This is a genomic window from Thermotalea metallivorans, from assembly GCF_001562415.1.
GTDB classification, from domain to species: domain Bacteria; phylum Bacillota; class Clostridia; order Peptostreptococcales; family Thermotaleaceae; genus Thermotalea; species Thermotalea metallivorans.
The window spans coordinates 95,844-116,699 of record NZ_LOEE01000030.1 but is presented as its reverse complement, the minus strand read 5'-3'; the positions used below and the strand labels follow the sequence as shown (position 1 = coordinate 116,699).

At 39.5% G+C, this 20,856-nt stretch carries 23 protein-coding genes and 1 tRNA gene; all 24 read right to left on the bottom strand.

The window, feature by feature from the left end:
• Positions 1-6 precede the first annotated feature (6 nt).
• Positions 7-795: a YlmH family RNA-binding protein gene (locus AN619_RS07105; protein WP_068556024.1), complete on the bottom strand. Its 789-nt coding sequence runs from the start codon at positions 793-795 to the stop codon at positions 7-9.
• Between the two features lie 14 nt (positions 796-809).
• Positions 810-1,073, bottom strand: a complete 264-nt coding sequence (locus AN619_RS07100; RefSeq protein WP_068556023.1) for a YggT family protein — start codon at positions 1,071-1,073, stop codon at positions 810-812.
• A gap of 18 nt (positions 1,074-1,091) precedes the next feature.
• A complete protein-coding gene (locus AN619_RS07095; RefSeq protein ID WP_068556022.1) occupies positions 1,092-1,529 on the bottom strand; it encodes a cell division protein SepF in 438 nt (145 codons plus the stop codon).
• 22 nt (positions 1,530-1,551) lie between these two features.
• The gene (locus AN619_RS07090; protein WP_068556021.1) at positions 1,552-2,247 is read right to left on the bottom strand and encodes a YggS family pyridoxal phosphate-dependent enzyme; all 696 of its coding nucleotides are present in this window, start codon (positions 2,245-2,247) and stop codon (positions 1,552-1,554) included.
• A gap of 27 nt (positions 2,248-2,274) precedes the next feature.
• On the bottom strand, positions 2,275-3,540 hold the full coding sequence (locus AN619_RS07085; RefSeq protein ID WP_068556020.1) for an HlyD family efflux transporter periplasmic adaptor subunit: 1,266 nt from the start codon (positions 3,538-3,540) through the stop codon (positions 2,275-2,277).
• A 322-nt stretch (positions 3,541-3,862) separates the two neighbouring features.
• Positions 3,863-4,246: a hypothetical protein gene (locus AN619_RS07080; RefSeq protein WP_068556019.1), complete on the bottom strand. Its 384-nt coding sequence runs from the start codon at positions 4,244-4,246 to the stop codon at positions 3,863-3,865.
• Between the two features lie 104 nt (positions 4,247-4,350).
• A tRNA-Pro gene (locus AN619_RS07075) sits at positions 4,351-4,427 on the bottom strand.
• Between the two features lie 168 nt (positions 4,428-4,595).
• Positions 4,596-6,074 (bottom strand): stage IV sporulation protein A, encoded by a 1,479-nt coding sequence (gene spoIVA / locus AN619_RS07070; RefSeq protein ID WP_068556018.1) that lies wholly within the window; start codon positions 6,072-6,074, stop codon positions 4,596-4,598.
• Positions 6,075-6,290: 216 nt separating this feature from the next.
• A complete protein-coding gene (locus AN619_RS07065) occupies positions 6,291-7,319 on the bottom strand; it encodes an NAD(P)H-dependent glycerol-3-phosphate dehydrogenase (protein ID WP_068556017.1) in 1,029 nt (342 codons plus the stop codon).
• 19 nt (positions 7,320-7,338) lie between these two features.
• Positions 7,339-7,932 (bottom strand): glycerol-3-phosphate 1-O-acyltransferase PlsY, encoded by a 594-nt coding sequence (gene plsY, locus AN619_RS07060; protein ID WP_068556016.1) that lies wholly within the window; start codon positions 7,930-7,932, stop codon positions 7,339-7,341.
• On the bottom strand, positions 7,932-9,254 hold the full coding sequence (der, locus tag AN619_RS07055; RefSeq protein ID WP_068556015.1) for a ribosome biogenesis GTPase Der: 1,323 nt from the start codon (positions 9,252-9,254) through the stop codon (positions 7,932-7,934). The genes plsY and der overlap by 1 nt, the downstream gene beginning before the upstream one ends.
• 22 nt (positions 9,255-9,276) lie before the next feature.
• Positions 9,277-10,596 carry a DUF512 domain-containing protein gene (locus AN619_RS07050; RefSeq protein ID WP_068556014.1) on the bottom strand — a complete coding sequence of 440 codons (1,320 nt, stop codon included), beginning with the start codon at positions 10,594-10,596 and terminating at the stop codon, positions 9,277-9,279.
• 128 nt (positions 10,597-10,724) lie between these two features.
• A complete protein-coding gene (locus tag AN619_RS07045) occupies positions 10,725-10,919 on the bottom strand; it encodes a capping complex subunit for YIEGIA (protein ID WP_068556013.1) in 195 nt (64 codons plus the stop codon).
• Between the two features lie 22 nt (positions 10,920-10,941).
• Positions 10,942-11,847, bottom strand: coding sequence for a YIEGIA family protein (locus AN619_RS07040; protein WP_068556012.1), 906 nt, complete (start codon positions 11,845-11,847; stop codon positions 10,942-10,944).
• Between the two features lie 141 nt (positions 11,848-11,988).
• Positions 11,989-12,639 (bottom strand): phosphate signaling complex protein PhoU, encoded by a 651-nt coding sequence (gene phoU, locus AN619_RS07035; RefSeq protein WP_068556011.1) that lies wholly within the window; start codon positions 12,637-12,639, stop codon positions 11,989-11,991.
• 24 nt (positions 12,640-12,663) lie between these two features.
• A complete protein-coding gene (gene pstB / locus AN619_RS07030; RefSeq protein ID WP_068556010.1) occupies positions 12,664-13,425 on the bottom strand; it encodes a phosphate ABC transporter ATP-binding protein PstB in 762 nt (253 codons plus the stop codon).
• Positions 13,426-13,439: 14 nt separating this feature from the next.
• Positions 13,440-14,324 (bottom strand): phosphate ABC transporter permease PstA, encoded by an 885-nt coding sequence (pstA, locus tag AN619_RS07025; protein ID WP_242867342.1) that lies wholly within the window; start codon positions 14,322-14,324, stop codon positions 13,440-13,442.
• Between the two features lies 1 nt (position 14,325).
• Positions 14,326-15,210: a phosphate ABC transporter permease subunit PstC gene (gene pstC / locus AN619_RS07020; protein WP_068556009.1), complete on the bottom strand. Its 885-nt coding sequence runs from the start codon at positions 15,208-15,210 to the stop codon at positions 14,326-14,328.
• 213 nt (positions 15,211-15,423) lie between these two features.
• Positions 15,424-16,302, bottom strand: coding sequence for a phosphate ABC transporter substrate-binding protein (locus AN619_RS07015; protein ID WP_157064943.1), 879 nt, complete (start codon positions 16,300-16,302; stop codon positions 15,424-15,426).
• Between the two features lie 180 nt (positions 16,303-16,482).
• Complete coding sequence (gene pnpS / locus AN619_RS07010; protein WP_068556008.1) at positions 16,483-18,270, bottom strand: two-component system histidine kinase PnpS; 1,788 nt, start codon at positions 18,268-18,270, stop codon at positions 16,483-16,485.
• Positions 18,271-18,972, bottom strand: a complete 702-nt coding sequence (locus tag AN619_RS07005) for a response regulator (RefSeq protein ID WP_068556007.1) — start codon at positions 18,970-18,972, stop codon at positions 18,271-18,273.
• A 22-nt stretch (positions 18,973-18,994) separates the two neighbouring features.
• Complete coding sequence (gene pgeF / locus AN619_RS07000) at positions 18,995-19,813, bottom strand: peptidoglycan editing factor PgeF (RefSeq protein WP_068556006.1); 819 nt, start codon at positions 19,811-19,813, stop codon at positions 18,995-18,997.
• 87 nt (positions 19,814-19,900) lie between these two features.
• A complete protein-coding gene (gene nrdR, locus AN619_RS06995; RefSeq protein WP_068556005.1) occupies positions 19,901-20,356 on the bottom strand; it encodes a transcriptional regulator NrdR in 456 nt (151 codons plus the stop codon).
• 121 nt (positions 20,357-20,477) lie between these two features.
• On the bottom strand, positions 20,478-20,759 hold the full coding sequence (locus AN619_RS06990) for a YlmC/YmxH family sporulation protein (RefSeq protein WP_068556004.1): 282 nt from the start codon (positions 20,757-20,759) through the stop codon (positions 20,478-20,480).
• Positions 20,760-20,856: the final 97 nt, after the last annotated feature.

Here is a 20,856-nt window from a genome sequence, read left to right as displayed (position 1 = left end):
CCTCCCTTAAATCATTCTTTTGATAATTACTTGATATCGATCCTTTTTTGTTTTATTTCCTACTTGTAGCAATATCATTCTACCTTTTCCCTTAAAGGAAATCACATCTCCCTCCTGAACGGGATGCGCGGGATTATTGATCGGTTTCCAGTTCACCTTTACCCGATCATTGTTGATGAGCTTCGACAGAGAACTTCGTGATTCTCCAAAGCCCACTCCGATAACGGCATCTAGCCTCAGGGAAGGAACCGTAGATTCAATAAGTTTATAACTTTCTTCATGTTCTTCTATATCGCAAAAATCGACAAAATTTGCAGTTACTTTATATCGAGAAATTTTTTCCAGATTCCATTGGATAAAATCACATATTTCCTTGAAGGAAACAACATAGGCGCGACCATTGCCGGCAATAATATCACCTATTTTTTCTCTTTTTATTCCCAAACCCAAGATGGCCCCTAGGACATCCCTGTGGGTAAAGCTGTCACCCCCTAATTTTCCCTCTAATTTCAGTACCCTTAGGGGATTTTCTATCTCCATATCCTCCATAAACTCCGGATATAACATGATGATTTGCCGCTCTGCCCCTTCCCGTCCGCCCGTAACAATATATTTCAATCCCGCAATCCGATGGAGGGCATGGGTGCATAAAGATATTTGATAAGGATCAAAAAAATCCGTATACCGAGGTATGTAGTTTTTCAATACACTTTCGGCTTTGTCCAAAGTTCTGATTGCCATGATTTTATCGTCAAGGTTGACAATATGCCGTGTTAACCCTTCTTTATCAATCAAATTCTCACCTTATTCTATAATAAACTCAATATAAAAATTTTAAGCAGCATCAGTGCCCAAACTGCAAGAATCGGAGAAAAATCTACATATCCGCCCCCTAGCCCGAAACGGGACAACAGATTGCGGAAGGGAGCCAGGATAGGTTCTGTTAGCTGATATAAGATTCTGGATATGCTGCCGTATGGATTCGGAAAAATCCATGACAGCACAATTCTTGCAATGATCAAATAATTTAATAAATTGAAAAAATAATTAATTGAAGCTTTCATTGTCCACATTGTTTCACCGTCCAAAATTTATTTTTGCCAAGGAAAAATGCCCTTATTTTTTAATTCTTCCCGAATGTTTCCGGAAATATCGACATTATTGGGTGCAAGAATAAAAATCCCCTTAGATACCTTTTGTATATTTCCATCCAGCGCATATACTGCACCGTTTAGGAAATCAAAAATCTTCTTTGCTACCTCTTGATCCAGATTTTCCAAATTAATGACAACAGGCTTCCTGCTCTTTAAATTGTCCACAATGCCCGGCGCCTCTTCGAATTCGCTGGGTTCACAAACAATTACCTTCATCTGGGTTGTTGTATGGATATTTACCACTCTATTTTTTTTATTGGCAATCGATACCACATCTTCTTCATGGGCATGATTTTCCATAACCTCCTCTGCTGCTTCCTCATAGTCATCCAAACCCATAAAATATTTTACTTTATCGATAAACTTGCCTGACATCGCTCGTCCCCCTCATCTCTTGCTATTTTTGGTAATTTCTTTTCCCGAAAATTCCGGTTCCTATGCGAATCATATTGGATCCTTCTTCAATTGCCACTTTATAATCGTTGGTCATTCCCATGGATAAATACTTCATTTCAACACCTGGTATATTTCTTTCCTTTATTTCATCAAATAGCTGCTTCATTTTTCTAAAATAAATTCTTACTTCCTCAGGGTCATCTACAAAAGGTGCCATGGCCATCAACCCCTGGATCCGAATATGCTCCAGCCCACGAATTTGTTCAATAAATTCATAGACATTCTTTGCATCAATCCCAAACTTTGTTTCTTCTTGGGCAATATTTACTTGAACCAGCACATCCATAATCCGATTTATCTGCTTTGCCCTTTTGTTAATTTCCTCTGCCAAATGGAATCGATCCAAGGAATGAATCAATTGAACTTTATCAATGATATATTTTACCTTGTTGGTCTGCAAATGTCCAATCATATGCCATCGAACATTTTTTACACCATCGTATTTGCTCAGAATCTCCTGAACCTTATTTTCTCCTACATCCGTAATTCCATGGACGATGGCTTCACGAATGCGTTCTGTATCTATTGTTTTCGTAACGGCAATTAATTGAACCTCTTTTGGTGCTCTGCCCATACGATGACATATTTCTTGAATTTCTTTTTCTATATCCATGATATTGTCTTTGATATACGACATTCTTTACCTCCTTAACAATTCTACGAATTAATAGACGAATTGCCCTTCCTTTATCCTAGAAGCATTTCTCAGAACTTCATCATATAATTTTACCGTTTCTACGGCTTTGACATCCTCTCCTTCTTTTTCATAGAAAATATTGTTTTGAATGATCGTATATGCATCATCATAACCAATAACTTTTATGGGTTTAAAACGGGCAAATCTACTGACATCCACCACAAAAACGCCTTTTTTCCCATCTCGTTCTATGATGCTGTCATTATGAATCTTCAAGCCCTCATAGTTGACGACTATCGCTTCTGCTTGGATATTTCGGATTCTATGAAAATCCTCTATAAATTCGTCCATTTTAAAAATAATCATTCCATTTTCATCGTTTTCAATAACTTTAAAAATCTCACCTGTGATTTGATCTTTGGGGAATTTTATCGTCACTTTTTTTCCTGCCTTATAGCTGCTCACAAGATCTTTTTCAACCCAAGCAACCAAATACCACACATTATTATCTACAACTTTAAACAGGGGTTGTCCACTGATGACCTTTTCCCGCCGCAGGTCCATGACCTGACTTCGCCGCTGCTTTAACTCTTCAAATTGAATTGCAACCATATTCATGGGATTCAGAATTTCTTCATATCCATCTATGTAGTAACTGATCATGCCGGATTCCGGACTAACTACCGTCACAATGGCATGATTCAGTTTCATTTCCAACTGCTGCTGTTCTTGTTTCAACGCTTCTAAATTTTTTCCGGCGAAACTTTTATCTCCAGCAATAATTCTTTTTTTCTCCAGTTTGTTATTTAATTCCTTCTTCAGTTCCTCAACTTTTATAAATTCCTCTTTCTCTTTATATTCTTTCAAGTCATGAATTAATTTATTTATATCTCTTTCCAACTTCTGCACGTCATGCTCAAATAAATTTTCCTTGTTTTCATTTAAACTTTCAATTCTCTGATTGATAATCTCCAGCTTCTTTCTGGTGGTTTGATCAACGGTGTCTTTATATATCTCCGTAATCTTGTACCCTTTTTCTACTTTTTCTCCGTCTTGCACAAAATATTTGATACTGCCCTCATGATTTGATTTTACCACTTTCTCATTTCTAATCACATAGCAATTCAGTTGATGAACCACTTGAATGTTGCCAAATTTCACAATATCCGTTTCTATTGTAGTAGACATGACAACAGGTATAAATTTTACCAACAAGTATAAAATCACTATTCCAAAGAAAAAATAATAAAATTTATTTCGCTTCTTTCGGCCTTTACCATCTTTTTTTCCCAAAGTTTCTTCACCTACTGCGTCATTTTAATGATTGACATACATTCTAATAATTCTTCATGGGCACCATATTTCCTTCAACGAAATCCCATTAATTTTAACTTAGTATTGGAGTCCCAACCTTCTGCATAAAAAAAGACTACCCCTAGTAGTCCAGTCTGTAGAAAAAGTAATGGGATAAGTAAGAACCCCTGAGATTTAGCCTTCGTAGCGAATCAGCAAGCCGCTTTTTTTCCGTAATTTTTATTTAGAAAAGCGGGGCAGGTCTGAACAGGAAGCCAAATCTCAAGGGTTTGTCTACAAGCTAAAACTACCCCCTCGTAGTCTAAAATCGATTGAATAGTTTTCCATACTTATTGATAATTTTAAAAGATTTAATATTTTTCAACTCCACCATTTCGACGGTATCCTTTGGTGTAATAATCAATAAACTGTTTTCTTGGATTTTTGCGCCCAGCACAATTCCTCTTAACTTGCTTTTGTTGTTGAAATAAATTTTAATTTCATCACCGGCCATCATCTCTACATTGCCTACCCTGAAATAATTTGTATCTATTTCATTGATATGCTCTTCTGTAATTCCTTTGCTGTCAATCAGTATCTTATTATGCCATAAATAGTATTTTTCCTTGAAAACACACAGCAGATAACCTATGACAGAAATGGCAAAAAGCATCCACAATATATCCAACAAATATCCGATATCCATCCCTCTCATCACTCCTTTTACCATAAACCCGTTGGCACCCAAAACATACATCAACAAAAACATTAAAGCTATGATTGTTGTCATAGCTTTAATGTTGACTTGATTGGTCTGAGTGCCGGGACTTGAACCCGGGGCCTCTAGAACCCCATTCTAGCGCGCTACCAAACTGCGCCACACCCAGACGAAGTGTATGAAACCTTTTATTGTAACAACCGTAAATCAGATGTTTTTTCAGACATATTACATTATAAAACAATTGCAGATAATTTTCAAGTAGTTTTTTTATATTTTTTAGAAAATCAGAATAAATAAAGCATAGACAGGTTCTATCCTATCTATGCCTTTCATCCTAAAGGATAATACAAATCAAGCCGCCGCTTCCCTCATTGATAATTTTCTGAAGTGTTCGCTGCATTTTGTTCCTCGCATCCTCGGGCATCATAAACAACTTGTTTTGAAGTTGTTCCTTCACCAAATCATGAAGAGATTTTCCAAACATATTGGTTTGCCAAATCTTCGTGGGATCTGACTGGAATTCATCCAACAGGTATTTTAAAAGTTCCTCGCTTTGCTTTTCTGTTCCTACGATTGGGGAAACTTCTGTGGCAATATCTGCCCTGATCAGGTGTAAAGAAGGGGCATTGGCTCTTAGCTTTACACCGAAACGATTGCCGTGTCTGAAGATTTCCGGTTCTTCCAGTTCTAACTCTTCTAAGCTTGGCGGTACCAAGCCGTACCCCGTTTCCTTCACATCTTTCAATGCCTTTTCGACCTTGTCATATTCCTTCTTTGCCCTAGAAAATTCTTTGATTAACCCCAACAATTGATGATCTCCTTCAATGCGATAGCCTGTTACCTCCTCCAGTATATGATAGAATAGGCCTTCCTTTGTTTTCATTTGGATATGGGCAATCCCTTCGCCCAGCTTAATATCATGGAGAACAGCCTCAGAGATTACTTCCTCTTCCATGAATTTACTAACTGCTTCTCGCACATCATTGATTTTCTTTACATCCTTTGCCCACTGCTTTACGGAAGTAACAATCTTATTTTTGAGCCAATGGCTGTTTTCAAGGCCTTCCACCCAACCGGGCAGTGTGATATTGATCTCTTGAATAGGGAATTCAAACAATACGTTTTCTAAGATCTCATTTACATTTTCCATGCTCATCCTTGCACAATCTGCAGCCACCACCGGCACGGAATATTTGCTCTCCAATTGGCCCCTTAATTTGAGAACATCTTCCGATGAAGGATTTGTAGAGTTTAAGATCATGATAAAAGGTTTATTCAATTCTTTCAGCTCTTTTACTACCCTTTCTTCCGCTTCCACATAATCTTCCCGCGGAATTTCCGTAATGCTGCCGTCAGTGGTTACAACCAAGCCGATGGTGGAGTGGTCTGTAATCACTTTCTTTGTTCCTATTTCAGCAGCTTCCTCAAAGGGAATTTCCTTCTCATACCATGGTGTTGTAACCATCCTTGGTTTTCCGTTTTCTTGATGTCCGAGGGCTCCCTTGACCAAATATCCCACACAATCCACCAGCCGTACCTTAAATTTTGCATTATCCTTTAAGGTCAGTTCCACGGCCTCGTTTGGAATAAATTTAGGTTCAGTGGTCATAATGGTTTTCCCGGCACCACTTTGAGGCAATTCATCCTTTGCCCTTTCCTTCCGATATGAGTTTTCCATGTTGGGCAGCACCAATAAATCCATAAATCTTTTGATGAACGTTGATTTTCCTGTTCGCACCGGACCTACAACTCCTATGTAAATATCGCCCTGGGTTCGATCTGCAATATCTTTATATATATCAAATCGTTCCACTGCTTTTTTCCCTCCTTTAATAATAAAATTTTATATAAAAATATATAAAATAATTATGAATGTCCATCCCTCCTATGGGACTGTATTAACACTATATATATATGACGAGCCAAATCATAATATGACATCCCTCATAAAGAACAAAAGTATTTTCCATTGCAAAAATAAAGATACCTATTTTTGTTCTAGGTATCTTTGCAAAGATTCTATTCATATTTACCATTCAATATGTTTATTTGCTACAATTTCTTCCATTTCATGGGTTCGACTTCTCATCATCAAATTTACCACAGCCTCTTTCACATCTTTATTTTCATAGAGAATTTTATATATTTCTGCGGTGATAGGCATTTCTACATTATATTTTTTCGATAGCTCATAAGCCACTTTGGTTGTGACGACCCCTTCCACCACCATTCCGATAGATTGTGTAGCCTCTTCAAGCTTCTTTCCTTGTCCGATCTGGATACCGCATCTTCTATTTCTGCTGTGCATGCTGGTGCATGTTACAATCAAATCCCCAATGCCTGACAACCCCGCAAAAGTAGCAATATCCGCTCCCATAACCTGTCCAAGCCTTGCAATTTCTCGAATTCCCCTTGTCATTAGAGCTGCTTTTGCGTTGTCTCCGAATCCCAATCCATCGGATATACCAGCCCCAAGGGCAATCACATTCTTCAATGCCCCGCCAAGTTCTACCCCAATTACATCAGGATTTGTATATACTCTCAGTTTAGGAGAGATAAATATATCCTGTACATATTCCGCCGTACTTTTTTTATGGGATGCCACCACCAAAGTAGTAGGCATATCCCTGCATACCTCCTCGGCATGGGATGGCCCTGACAAAACTGCATAGGGGTTTTGAGGCAGTTCCTGGGAAACCACCTCAGAAATGCGAAGCAGCGTGGCATTCTCTAAACCCTTTGCTGCATTTACTATTATTTGATGATTCCCTATGGAAGCTTTTGCCTGACAGATTGTCTGTCTTACCCCTTGAGATGAAACTGTCAGCAAAATCACATCTGCATTTTCCAGAGCTTTGTGAATATTATGATGCAGTTTTATATTATCCGGCAAAAGGACTCCTGGAAGATACTTGATATTCTCCCTTGTCTCCTGCATTTTCAGCCACTGTTCTTCCCTTCGCATCCACAAATTGATATTGTGGCCTTTCTTGGCTAAAGAAATAGATAAGGCAGTACCCCAGCTTCCTGCCCCGATCACACAAATATTTGACTTCATCAAAAGGCCCCCTTTGAGATTATTTAATTCTTGATTTCTGTCCCAATTTTGGCTCCGTTCCCTTGAGCAGTCTGTCAATATTTTCCCTGTGCCTGTAAATTGCCATGGCTGCTAACGCCAAACCGAACAAAAAGAGCTTGAATTGAACAAACAACAATAGGATCGGCAGCAAACTGATTGCCACTACAGAGCCCAGGGATACATATTTTGTTTTTGCAACAATCAAGATCCCAATGGCGATGCAAATGATCGCCACCATAGGATGTACATACAAACCTACGCCAATGGAAGATGCAATTCCTTTACCGCCCTTAAAACCTAAAAGAAGAGGCCAATTATGTCCCATGACTACGGCAATACCGCAAAGTAACGCAACATTTTCACCACCCAACTTATCGCCAAGCCATACTGAAAGAATGGCCTTTAGGGCATCACCCACAAAGGTAACCAGTCCTGCCTTCAATCCTAAAGTTCTGAGCACATTGGTTGCCCCCGCATTGCCGCTCCCGTATTTTCTGATGTCGATACCTGCCCAAAGCTTAGATACAATGATAGAAGTAGAAAAATTCCCAATAAAATAGCTTAAAATCACTGCCAATACCTTCCACAACATTACTCATCCCCACCTTTTTCCCTATACTCAATCCAAATAGGTGTTCCCTCAAAACCAAAGGCCTCACGTATTTTGTTTTCCAGATATCTTGTATACGAAAAATGAGCCAATTCCCGGTCATTGATAAAGATAATAAATTTAGGCGGCCGTACAGCAGTCTGAGTTGCATAGTATATCTTTAATCTCTTGCCCTTGTCGGACGGCGGCTGATTTAATAGGGTGGCCTCCCCGATGACATCGTTTAACATTCCCGTTTGCACCCGCATGGCATGTTGATTGGATACAAATTTGACCATTTCAAGGATTTGATGAATTCTTTGCTTAGTTTTCGCCGAAACAAACAAAATGGGCGCATACAACATAAAAGCCAAGCGATCCCGAATATCCTTGATATATCGATTCATGGTGCGCGTATCCTTCTCAATGATATCCCATTTGTTCACTACAATAATGGTTGCCTTTCCCTGTTCATGAGCATATCCTGCAATTTTTGTGTCTTGTTCTGTAACACCCTCTGATGCATCGATCACCAACAGACACACATCCGCCCGCTCTATGGCTGTAAGTGACCTGATCACACTATATTTCTCAATGTTCTCATTGATTCTGCTTTTTCTTCTGATCCCTGCCGTATCAATAAAAACATATTTATCTTCCCCATGGGTAAAAGGCGTATCAATGGCGTCTCGGGTGGTACCGGCAATATCGCTGACAATCACCCGTTCTTCTCCCAAAATCGTATTGATAATTGAAGATTTTCCTACGTTTGGTTTGCCGATTACTGCTACTTTGATTGTATCCTCCTCATAAATATCTTCCTGCTGTTTCGGAAATCTGGCAACAATTTCGTCCAGCAAATCACCCAGCCCAAGGCCGTTTGCCGAAGATATGGCCATAGGTTCCCCTAATCCCAGCTGATAAAAATCATAAAATGTATCGGGTAAATCCTTTGTATCTACCTTGTTTGCCACCAGCAATACAGGTTTTTTTGTTTTTCTCAGCATATTGGCAACATCTTGATCGGCGGCCGTCAATCCCTCTTTGCCATCCACCATAAAGACGATGACATCGGCCGTCTCAATAGCAATTTCAGCCTGTTTTCTCATCTGCGACAATATAATATCCTTTGTATCGGGTTCAATTCCACCGGTATCAATCATCGTAAAGGGGATATTTAACCATTCTGCTTCCGTATAGATTCTATCCCTAGTGACTCCAGGCTGATCTTCCACAATGGAAATCCTTTTTCCTGCAATTCGATTAAAAAAAGTTGATTTTCCCACGTTGGGTCTGCCAACAACTGCTACAATTGGCTTTGCCATTACAATCCCTCCAGTATTAGCGTTATTCTAAAATTTTGTCAACAAAACTTCTGCCGCTAACCTTTGAAACAACAATTTTTACATGCAATTCCCTCTCCAAATCTTCTACCGTTACATCATCTAAAAAAATCGTTTCTCCGGCCTTTAACATGGACTCCGGAATTATCATTTTTTCTCCTAACTCCTTATCCTTCAACTGTTTGATAATATCCTGCCCCGTAACCAATCCTGCCACTGTGATGGTGGTCCCGAAGAAATGGTTTTCTATGGGATAAACATCAATTCTTAAATTTTTTATCCTTTTTTCAATCTCCTTGCACAGCCTTGATATAAAGGGTGCGGCAGATACCCCTGTCACTACGGCGATTTCTTTTCCATGGGCTTCTATGAAAGGAATTTCTTGCAATCTGTCATAAAACTCATGGGCAAACATGGCCATAAGACCAACACCATTTTCAATTTGCAGAAAATCCTCATAGGCCTCATAGGGAGGCAGTGTTTTTTTGGCAATCACATAAAACTCATCAGATAAAAATACAAACCGGGTATGGATTTTTCCATAAAGTTTCTGCTGCCAGTTTTCTATTTGTTCAATCACTTTCCTGGCAGTATCTTCACGATAGGTCTCCAGAGGATACAAATTTTCACGAAAACGGGTGACGCCCACAGGCACGACAGCTACACTTTCCAAAGATGGATATAAGGATGCCAGGTCCCCTATCGTACGATCTAGATTTTCCCCGTCGTTTACATGGGGACAAAGTACAATCTGCCCGTTGATCCTGATGCCTGCCTTCGTAAGCTTTTGAAGACGCTCATAAATATTGCCTGCCCTTTTGTTATTCAGCATCCTGACCCTCAGATCCGGATCTGTGGTATGAATAGAAACATTGATGGGACTAATGCGATACCTGATAATTTTTTCTATATCTTCATCAGACATGTTCGTTAACGTAATAAAATTTCCCTGTAGAAAGGACAACCGAGAGTCATCGTCCTTAAAATACAAAGTTTCCCTCATATGGGGCGGCAGTTGATCGATGAAACAAAAAATGCATTGGTTTCTACAGCTTTTTGCTTTATCAATAATTGGGTTTTCAAAAATAATGCCCAAATCCTCATCGTATTCTTTATATATCTTATATGTTTTCACCTTGCCATCGGATTTCTTTATCTCTATTTCCAGATACTCATCGGCAATATAAAACATATATTCAATGATGTCTTCAATGGGTTGTCCGTTAATCTTAAGGAGGACGTCTCCTTTTTGAATGCCTATGTTTTCGGCAATACTCTGGGGGGATACCTCCGAAATAATATTTTCATAAGATCCTTCAAACATAAAAGCACCTACTTAAAATCTAGTTTTAGTACCTGATACTAATATTATAGCACAAAATTTACCTGTTGTACTACGTTTAGTAATATTATCATGGAACATCCTTTAGCGTCAAGGCATTTATTATATTTCTAATGGCGCACCACCACATAGGATCCGTTTTCTAAATCATGGACCATCCCCATGGTGATCTTCGCAATAAGAAGGGCAATTCTTTCCTGTTGTTCCTCCGTATTGGCATAAAATACAGGTATGGTACTAGAGGACACCATATTCCTGTCCAAGGTAATAATGGCGATAATGCTGTCTTTGATACCGAAATCCATTGTTGCTTCTCCTTTCTGTTTGTTAGCTTCTCAACCGGGACGATAAAGGTTTTCTTTTGGCCGTCTCTAGGACAGGGGTCCCCTTTACTGCCGCTATCAGCAAGTCCATATCTTTTTCTGCTGGCACAATGGCCATGACAATATTACCGTTATGAGGGTTTCTTCTTGCAATAGGCGTAAATTCCGGCTCATCCACGTCCTTTCGAATTCCTAAGTGAACTGTAACATTATGTTGAATTGCCTGTCTTTGTCCTATATTGGCCAGGGTCGCGTTGGCATTCGCATCCTTAGGAATAATTTCTATGGCAATGCCATTCTCTTCATATATTTTTCTGGCACTTTTTAAGCCTATATTCATGATCGCCGTATCATTTACCATGAGCAGCGGTCCCTCAAAATGAATCTTACCGGCCTTTACTTCCGCAATCTCTGCAATTGTTTGTCTCTTTAGCATTTTCTTTAAAAGAATCATGGTGAAGATTCCTGCCAATATGCCAATCAATACCTGTACAAGAGCCGCTCCTTTTCTCCATTGGACAAGATATATAAAAATACTGGTCACAAGGGATGTAATAATGACCATGTAGTTGCGGGCCTCAAAGGCTTTGGCAATATCTTCTATATAAGCCGTTCCCCTTGGCACCAATTCTGTAGGTTCAATGTTATCCAAACTCTGTCTTTCCATATTTCTTACATCGCGAAATTGCTGAGCTGCCAAGGCCAGAAACGTTACCGCACCAAACTCTTTGCTCAACAGGGCAGGCAATGCCACTGATCCCAAGGCTGCAGCAATAACCCCTAACGTCAAGTGGGATATCAGCCCCTGTGGATAGCTTGGATATTGCCTATGATCAATGCGAATCATATATAGTCTCGCCAGCAATCCCATCGCCAAAGATGGTATAATGATTACACTGAAATTTTCCATCGTTCCCCTCCTCCTTCTTCTCATATTCGCTGCTATAGATCTACTCTTTATTATTTGTCCGAATACACCCTTTCTATGTCTAAAAAAAAAACAAACAGTCTCTATAGATCATAAAGACTGTTTTTCAAGAATAAATTCTATCTACTTCATCCAATAGTCGCCGGTTTGAATATACACTACTTTTTCACAAACGTTTTTTGCATAATCGGCAATTCTCTCCAGATGTTTGCAGATAAAGAGAAAATAGGTGGATTGAGCAATTTTCTCCTGGTCATCAATCATAATCATAATCAACTCGTTGTATACTCCTTTATAAATGCTGTCAATCTCTTTATCCAACGCCCAAGTCTTTTTGGCTAAATCAACGTCTTTCTTTACAAAAGCATCCAAAGATTGGGCCACCATCTCTGCCGCAAGATCCGCCATACGAGGAATATGAATCAGTGGTTTTACGTATTTTTCATTGGATAAACGAATGGTGGTCTTAGCAATATCAGCGGCATGATCCGCCATCCTTTCCAAATCAACAATGAGCCGCAATATAGAGCAGATCTCCCTTAAGTCTATGGCCATAGGCTGTTGGGTGGCAATCAGCTTAATACACTTATCCTCTATATCCTCTTCCATCCGGTTGATGGCTTTGTCCCCATCAATCACTTTTTGAGCCAAAACAACATCTTGATTTTTTAAAGATTGAATTGCATCCAAAATTGCTTCTTCTACCATACGTCCCATTTTCAGCAAATCATCATGTAATTTTCCTAATTCATTTGACAAATGCAATCTAGGCATATCTTTTTCCTCCAATAATAGATTTTAACCGAATCTGCCGGTGATATAATCCTCTGTTCTCTTATCTCTCGGCTTAGAAAAGATATTGTCCGTTAAATCCGTTTCTATGATCTCACCGTTTAAGAAAAAAGAAGTATAGTCTGAAACCCTCCCGGCCTGCTGCATGTTGTGGGTAACAATAACAATGGTATAATTCTTTTTCAATTCTTCTAATAAATCTTCGATTTTTAATGTAGAAATGGGGTCTAGGGCCGAAGTAGGCTCATCCATTAGCAATACATCGGGCTCAACGGCCAAACACCTTGCAATACATAGTCTTTGCTGCTGGCCCCCCGATAATCCCAAGGCAGGCCTATTTAATCTGTCCTTCACCTCATCCCACAAAGCGGCTCCCCGAAGACTTTTTTCCACAATTTCATCTAATTTTGATTTTTCTTTGATTCCATGAATCCTAGGTCCATAGGCCACATTTTCATAGACAGTTTTCGGGAAGGGATTGGGTTTTTGAAACACCATGCCTACACTTTTTCGGAGTTGTATCAAATCACATTTTTCACTGTAAATATCTAATTCATCCAACAAAACTTTTCCCTCGATCCTTGCATTGACAATCAAGTCGTTCATCCGATTCAATGTTCTTAGAAAAGTAGATTTCCCACATCCTGAGGGACCAATCAAAGCTGTTACTTTGTTTTCTATAATATCCATGTTGATATCGATCAAGGCTTGGAAATCCCCATAAAAAAGATTCAAACTATTTACTTTTATTTTCGTTCTATTCACCATTTTCGGTCCCCCTCCTAAGACTCAACCTTTGTCTTTTTCATATATTTATTGGCCAAAATATTTGCAAAGCAATTAATTATGACTACAAATATGACCAATACCGTGGCAGTAGCAAAAGTTTTTTCCTTCGATAAACCCTCAGAGGCCAGCAGATAAAGATGCACAGACATGGTCCTTGCAGGATCCATAATGGATTTAGGCAATCCTAAGGAGCTTCCCGCCGTCAGCATCACAGCCGCCGTCTCCCCTACGGCCCTGCCTATGCCTAAAATCAATCCAGTCAAGATTCCTGACACACTGCTTGGCAATACAACCTTCATAATGGTTTGCCATTTGGTAGCGCCCAAAGCCAAACTGCCTTCCCTGTAGGATTGGGGCACTGTTTTCAACGATTCCTCTGTAGCCCGCAGCAAAGTCGGCAAAATCATCATGGCGAGAGTTAGTCCCCCTGACAGAATCGACCAGCGAAAACCCAAAAATACAACAAAGAAAACAAAACCAAAAAGACCAAATATGATGGACGGTATTCCTGCCAAAGTTTCTGTACCAAATCGAATGATCCTTACCAATCTGTTTTCTTTGGCGTACTCTGTTAAATAGATTGCCCCAGCGACACCAATAGGTGTTGCAATAACAATGGACACCAAGGTTAAATAAAGGGTACCCACAATAATAGAGAAGATTCCGCCTTCCCTCCCCATGCTGCTGGGTTCTTTTACAAAAAATTCCCAATGGATATGCTTCGCTCCGTTCATCAATATATACCCAATGATCGACAGCAGAGCAATCAATGTAAATAAAGCCGAGAGATAGATGAAAAAATACCATAGTTTCTCTTTTATATTTATTTTCATCTTTTTATTCGTAGTGATGATTTTGCTCATCCCCATCTCCACCATTTTATTCTCCTCCTAGCTTCCTCTTTGTGCAGGTAGCCATCATATTTAACAACATAATAAACACAAACAAAACAATCCCCATGGCAAATAACGCTTTTTGATGGGTTGGTGTAGCATATCCCATTTCCATGGCAATAGTTCCTGTCAGGGTAGCTACCGAATCCAGTACGTTCCCGGGAACCTTCGGCATATTCCCTGTGATTAATATAACCGCCATGGTCTCTCCCACTGCCCTGCCCATGCCCAATACCACCGAAGCAACAACGCCGGACTTTGCTGCAGGCAAAATGACCTTAGCAATGGTTTCAAAACGGGATGCTCCTAAAGCTAAAGAACCTTGTTTATATTCAATCGGTACCGCACGAATAGAATTTTCAGAGATATTGATAATTGTGGGCAAAATCATAATTGCCAAAATCATGGAACCGCCTAATATACTATATCCGGAAGTATATGCATTAGGATTCCATTTTTGCACCATGGGCAATATATAATTTCGAATCATGGGCACGAATACAGATAATCCAAAAAAACCGTATACTACAGAAGGTATTCCTGCCAATAGCTCAACTGCGGGTTTCAAGAATTTTACAACGGATTTGGGTGCAATTTCTGCCAAGAAGATGGCACAGGCAATTCCCGCGGGTACACCGATAACCAACGCTCCAACTGTTACCGATACGGAACCAGCAATCATGGGAAATGCACCGTATTTGCCGTTGGTAGGAGCCCAATCCTTGCCAAAAACAAAGTTTGTGATACCATAATCCAACAGCAACGGCAGCCCTTCTTTAAAGATAAAGAAAGTAATCAGAAAAACAGACAAAGTAGCAACTGTTGCGCTGATCAAGAGGACAATTTCTATTGTTTTCTCGTACTTCTTCATTGTAAGTCTCCTTCCAAATTTCTTTCGCTCCCATCTTTCATTCTATGGCGAATTCGTTATTGGAAGATTAAGCTATTGTTAAATCCATGTTAAATATTCTAAATGATGCTTTTTTATGCTAAAGCAAAAAATATAAAGACGGTATTACCGCCTTTATATTTTTTGCAGAAAATGGGAGGATCGTCTCATGTTCCCGATGATTCAGTTATTGCTCTATTTTACAGTAATGTATTCTTTCTTAACAACTTCTTGTCCTTCGCCTAATACAAATTGGATAAATGCCTTTACCACTTCACTCTCTTCACCCTTTGTCAGATACAAGAATGGTCTTGAGATTTTAAATGTACCATTTTTTACATTTTCTTCCGTAGCTTCTACACCTTCTACCTTCACGGCTTTCACCATATCATCCAGTGCTCCCATGGATACATATCCGATTGCCTCGGGAGTATTTGCCACTGTTTGCTTCACCGCGCCCGTAGAGGGCTGCACCAAAGCATTTTTTGTTGTCAAATCTGCCTTATTGCCGGATGCATCTTTTCCTTCGACACCCGTGATTTCAATAAAAGCTCCCCTAGTACCGGAACCTTCTTCTCTGGATACAACAGTAATTGCCTTATCCGCTCCCCCAACTTCCTTCCAGTTTGTAATTTCCCCTGTAAAAATCTTTTTGATTTGCTCCATTGTCAAATTCTCTACTTTATTGGCAGGATTCACAATAACGGCAATACCGTCCTTTGCAATCACATATTCAGTCAAGCCGGCTGCTTTCTCTTCCTCTTTTAATTCCCTTGAAGATGCTCCAATATCTGCAATCTTATCGATGGCAGATTTTACACCAACACTTGAACCGCCGCCTTGAACCTCAATTTGTACATTGGGATATTTTTCTCTGAATACAGCCGCCAATTCATCAGACAATGGTTGTACAGATGTAGAACCTGCAATTACAATCTTACCGGATAATTTTCCTTCTTTTTGAGATTGCTCAGCAGGCTGCTGCCCTTCAGGAGCTTCCGTTTTTCCTCCGCACCCTGCCAGCACCGCCATAGCCAACATCAATACCAGTACTAACAACAAAATCCTTTTCATCTTCGTTTCCCCCATCCATTTGGTGAAATTAATTTTTTTCATTCTATTCTTCCTATCGCAATGTGATATTTTAAATTCACATTCACAAGTATCAGTATAATTTGGCTATGTTAAGACAACATAAACTGCCTGTTAAATTCTTGTAAATTCCCCAAAAATACAAAGAAGCTATGGGAACTACTAGCTTCTTTGTCCTAAAAGAGGAATTCTTACGGTAAACTCCGATCCCTTATTCAATTCACTGCTAACCCTTATCTCACCATTCAATGACAAAACAATGTGTTTTACAATAGCCAATCCCAGGCCCGTCCCCCCAATTTTTCTAGATCGAGCCTTATCCACCCTATAAAACCGCTCAAACAATCTGGGTATATCTTGCTTCGGTATACCTATTCCCGTATCCTTTACAACAAGAAAAAGGTTGTCATACTTTTTGTAAGCTAAAACTTTCACCGTACCCCCCTCAGGAGTATACTTGATGGCATTGTCTATAAGATTGAGCATCATTTGTTTAAACCAATCCCGATTTCCGACAATCGGCGGTAATGAAGCCTCCACTTCCACATGATAATGGATGTGTTTTTGAGTTACCAAGCCCTCCACCATATCGTTAATTTCCGTGATGACTTCATTCACATTGATCTCTTCTCGCGTCAATGAAAACTTATTGTTTTCTATGGCCGACAGGCTCAGTAGGTCATCGATGAGACGCCCCAATCTTTCCGTTTCTATTTCGATAATATCCAAAAATCGCTTTCTAACCTTCTCATTGTCAATGGCACCGCTTTTTAGGGTCTCTATAAAACCTGCAATGGAAGTCAAAGGCGTTTTCAACTCATGGGATACATTGGCTACAAATTCCGACCGCATGTTTTCAAGTTTCCTCATCTCCGTAACATCCTGGATCAAAGCCATGATTCCGATAATCCGATTGGGATCCCTATCTAATCGAATAAAGTTTGTATAAATTTTCAATATCCTTGTTTCCGGATAATCCATCGTAATCTCTTTTTGCCCTACCCTCTGACTGTTCAACATCTCCTTTAAAATCTCATGGAGCTTATTGCTTCTGATGACTTCCAAAATATGCTTTCCTATTACATCTTCATCGCATATCTTAAAAAGAGACTTGGCAACAGGATTGATCAAGATAATCTTATAGTTGTTGTCTACGGCAAATAGTGCTTCATTCATACTGGCCAATGTGGACTGCAGCTTTGTGTTTTTATCCCATAATTCCGAAATCGTTTCATTGAGTTTTGCCGCCATCAAGTTAAAGGTATCCGCCAATATACCTATTTCATCACTGCTTTTTACATACACCCTGTTTTTGAAATCTCCATTGGCTATTTTTTGTGCCGACTTTGTAATTTCTTTGATGGGCTTTGTTACATTATTTACATATCGGTAACCTAAAATAGTGGCAACCACCAGCCCACACAAAGCAGCAATCAGGGTGCTTTGCAGAAGCTTCAAATTCAGTTTATTAATCTCCGTTAGAGGAAAAGCCAATCGGGTGACTCCGAAGATCCTGCCTTTTACCCTAATCGGTACGGCAATATATAAATAATTTACCTGCGTCGTAGCACTATAGCGATTGCTCCTGCCGATGGATCCTTTCAATGCCGCTTGCACCTCCGGCCGGTACAAATGGCTTTCAATATTGGGGAGTTGCTCCGGTGGAATTTCCGAATCCCCGATGACCAACCCGTTATTATTGATAAAAGTCACCCGGGCATTTGCTTGTTTCGCATATTTATGGGCCAGTTCAGAAAAATTAATATTGTAAAAAGGATCTTCCTCTATTTTATCTTCTATAAATTGATTGACTAGATTTCCGCTGCTGATCAGCATCCTTTCCATTGCTTTTAGATAGCTTCCCTTGATAAAACCTAAAGTAAGAACCCCGGAAATAATGATCCCCACAAGCAATAGTATGGTATAAGTAAAAAATATTCTTTTCTGCATCTACTTCACCTGTTTCATTTTATATCCAATCCCTCTGATGGTTTCAATATATACAGGATGTTTATCATTATCCTCAATTTTTTTTCTTAGATGCCGAATATGTACATCCACAGTTCTCGTCTCGCCAAAATAATCATATCCCCAGACCTCATCCAGTAAAAAATTTCTTGAAAGGACTTTGCCCCGGTTTTCAGCAAGTATTTTTAAAAGCTCAAATTCCTTTAAGGTTAGGTCCAATACCTTAGATCCTTTCATTACTTCATGTTTTTCTGTGTCTATGGTGATATCATGAATCTTTATGATTTTGCCGGCTTCCTTTGGAATTTCTTCAAACCTTCTCAAAACGGCTTTTATTCTTGCCACCAGTTCCCTGACACTGAAGGGCTTTGTCAAGTAATCGTCGGCACCAAGCTCTAAGCCAAGGACTTTATCAGTTTCTTCACTTTTGGCCGTAAGCATGATAATGGGAATCTTGCCGGTTTTCTCATGGCTTCTTATTTTTTTGCAAGCCTCGAATCCGTCCATTCCCGGCAACATTAAATCTAAAATAATGACATCGGGGACTTCTTCTATGGCAATCTTTAGGGCATCCTCTCCATTATCACTGGCAAGCACATCAAAGCCGCTATTTTCCAGATTAAACTGAATCAGTTCCACGATATGCTGCTCGTCATCCACGACAAGCACCTTTTTTCTGCTCATAAAACCTCTCCTCCCGGCATATTTATTTTAGCTGCAAAATCGCCGCCATCCTTCCCGTTCTTCCCTGGTCAGCTCGATAAGAAAACAATATCTCATCATTGCATTGGGTACAAATTTCTCCTACAGTTATATTTCTTTCTAAAATGCCTATTTCCTCCAGGATACTTTTGTTCGCCTGCCACAAATCCAGCATATATTTATTATCTCCTTTAGAAATTGCAAATTTGCTAGGGTTTGTAAATTTTTCGTTAAATTTCTCTGCGACTTGTTGATCCACCTCATAACAACATTTTCCGATAGACGGTCCTATAGCAGCCAGGCAATCCTTTGGATTTGTTTGAAATTGTTCCATCATTTTTCCGACTACCTTCGCTCCAATTTTCAGCATCGTTCCCTTCCATCCGGCATGGGCCAAAGCAATCACTTTTTGCTTAGGATCTAATAAAAATATAGGGACACAGTCGGCATATAGGGTCACCAACCCAATATTTCTCCTGTTGGTAATCAGGGCATCAATCTCCCTTACATCACTATCCACCACAATTCCCTTTCCCCGATCTTCTTCCGTAACAACCTTGATACGATCTCCATGAACCTGATCAGATAAAACCAAATCATAGACAGATATCTCCAAGGCATCACATACTCGCCTATAGTTCTCCAGCACGTTCTCCCTATCATCCCCTGTTTTAAAGCTTAAATTCAAAGCATAATTACTTCCCTTGCTTACTCCCCCTATCCTGCTTGTAAAACAATGTTGCACAAGGCCTGTCTGATCAAAGGATGGAATGGTAAAATATATCAAATCATTTTTTTGATGAATTGTCAAGTTCCCCTTCATGTGACGTTCTCTCCTTCCCATTCTTAAAATAATAGCAAGTTGCTGTACAACTTGCCTTAAGATTTTCCATATTCATATGCTGAAATACTATTTTTCATTCAATAACTTCTTAAGCTCTTCCATAAATGTATTGATATCCTTGAATTGTCTGTAAACAGAAGCAAATCTTACATAGGCTACTTCATCCAAATCCTTGAGCCGATGCATCACCAGTTCCCCTATATATGTACTGGCGATCTCCTTTTCCATTGTATTATGCAGATCCCTTTCCACATTGTCAATCATCGCTTCCATATCCTTCAGGGATACAGGTCTTTTTTCACAAGCACGAATCATCCCATTTAAGACCTTGTTTCGATTATATGCCTCCCGCGTACCATCTCTTTTTACAACCATGAGGGGTATTTCTTCCACTTTTTCATAGGTTGTAAATCTCTTTTTGCATTTGCCGCATTCCCTTCGCCGTCGAATGGCATGTCCTTCCTCTGTCGGTCTCGAATCTACTACCTTTGTTTCAAAGTATTCACAAAATGGACAATTCATAGCAAAATCCCCCTGTATTCTGATCAATGGTATGGTTCCGTCAATGTATGGTGCTACTTAAATTATATTATACGAAATATGGTATGTCTACTCACAATTTGCTGTATTTCCGGAATACAGGCTATTTTTCCTCTTTAGAAATGTTTTGTTCTTCCCTTGTAACAATCACATCATTGAGCTCTACCAGAATCACATCCATTCCTATTTTCCTTATTTCGCTCCAAGTGATGATATAATCATGATCCTTGCCAAAAATACCAAGAAACTTCCCTGGGCCCGGAACAATCAAAGCATCTATTTTCCCTTTTTCCAGATTCACTTCAATGTCTGATATAAATCCTAACCTACGGCCATCCACGATATTGATAACCTCTTTTTGCCGTAAATCAGATGTACTAATCATATCAACACCTACTTTCGTTATTATTTTCTTCATATAAATATATATAAGCTTGCCTCACAATATATGTATAAATCCATGAATTCTCTTATGAGGAACA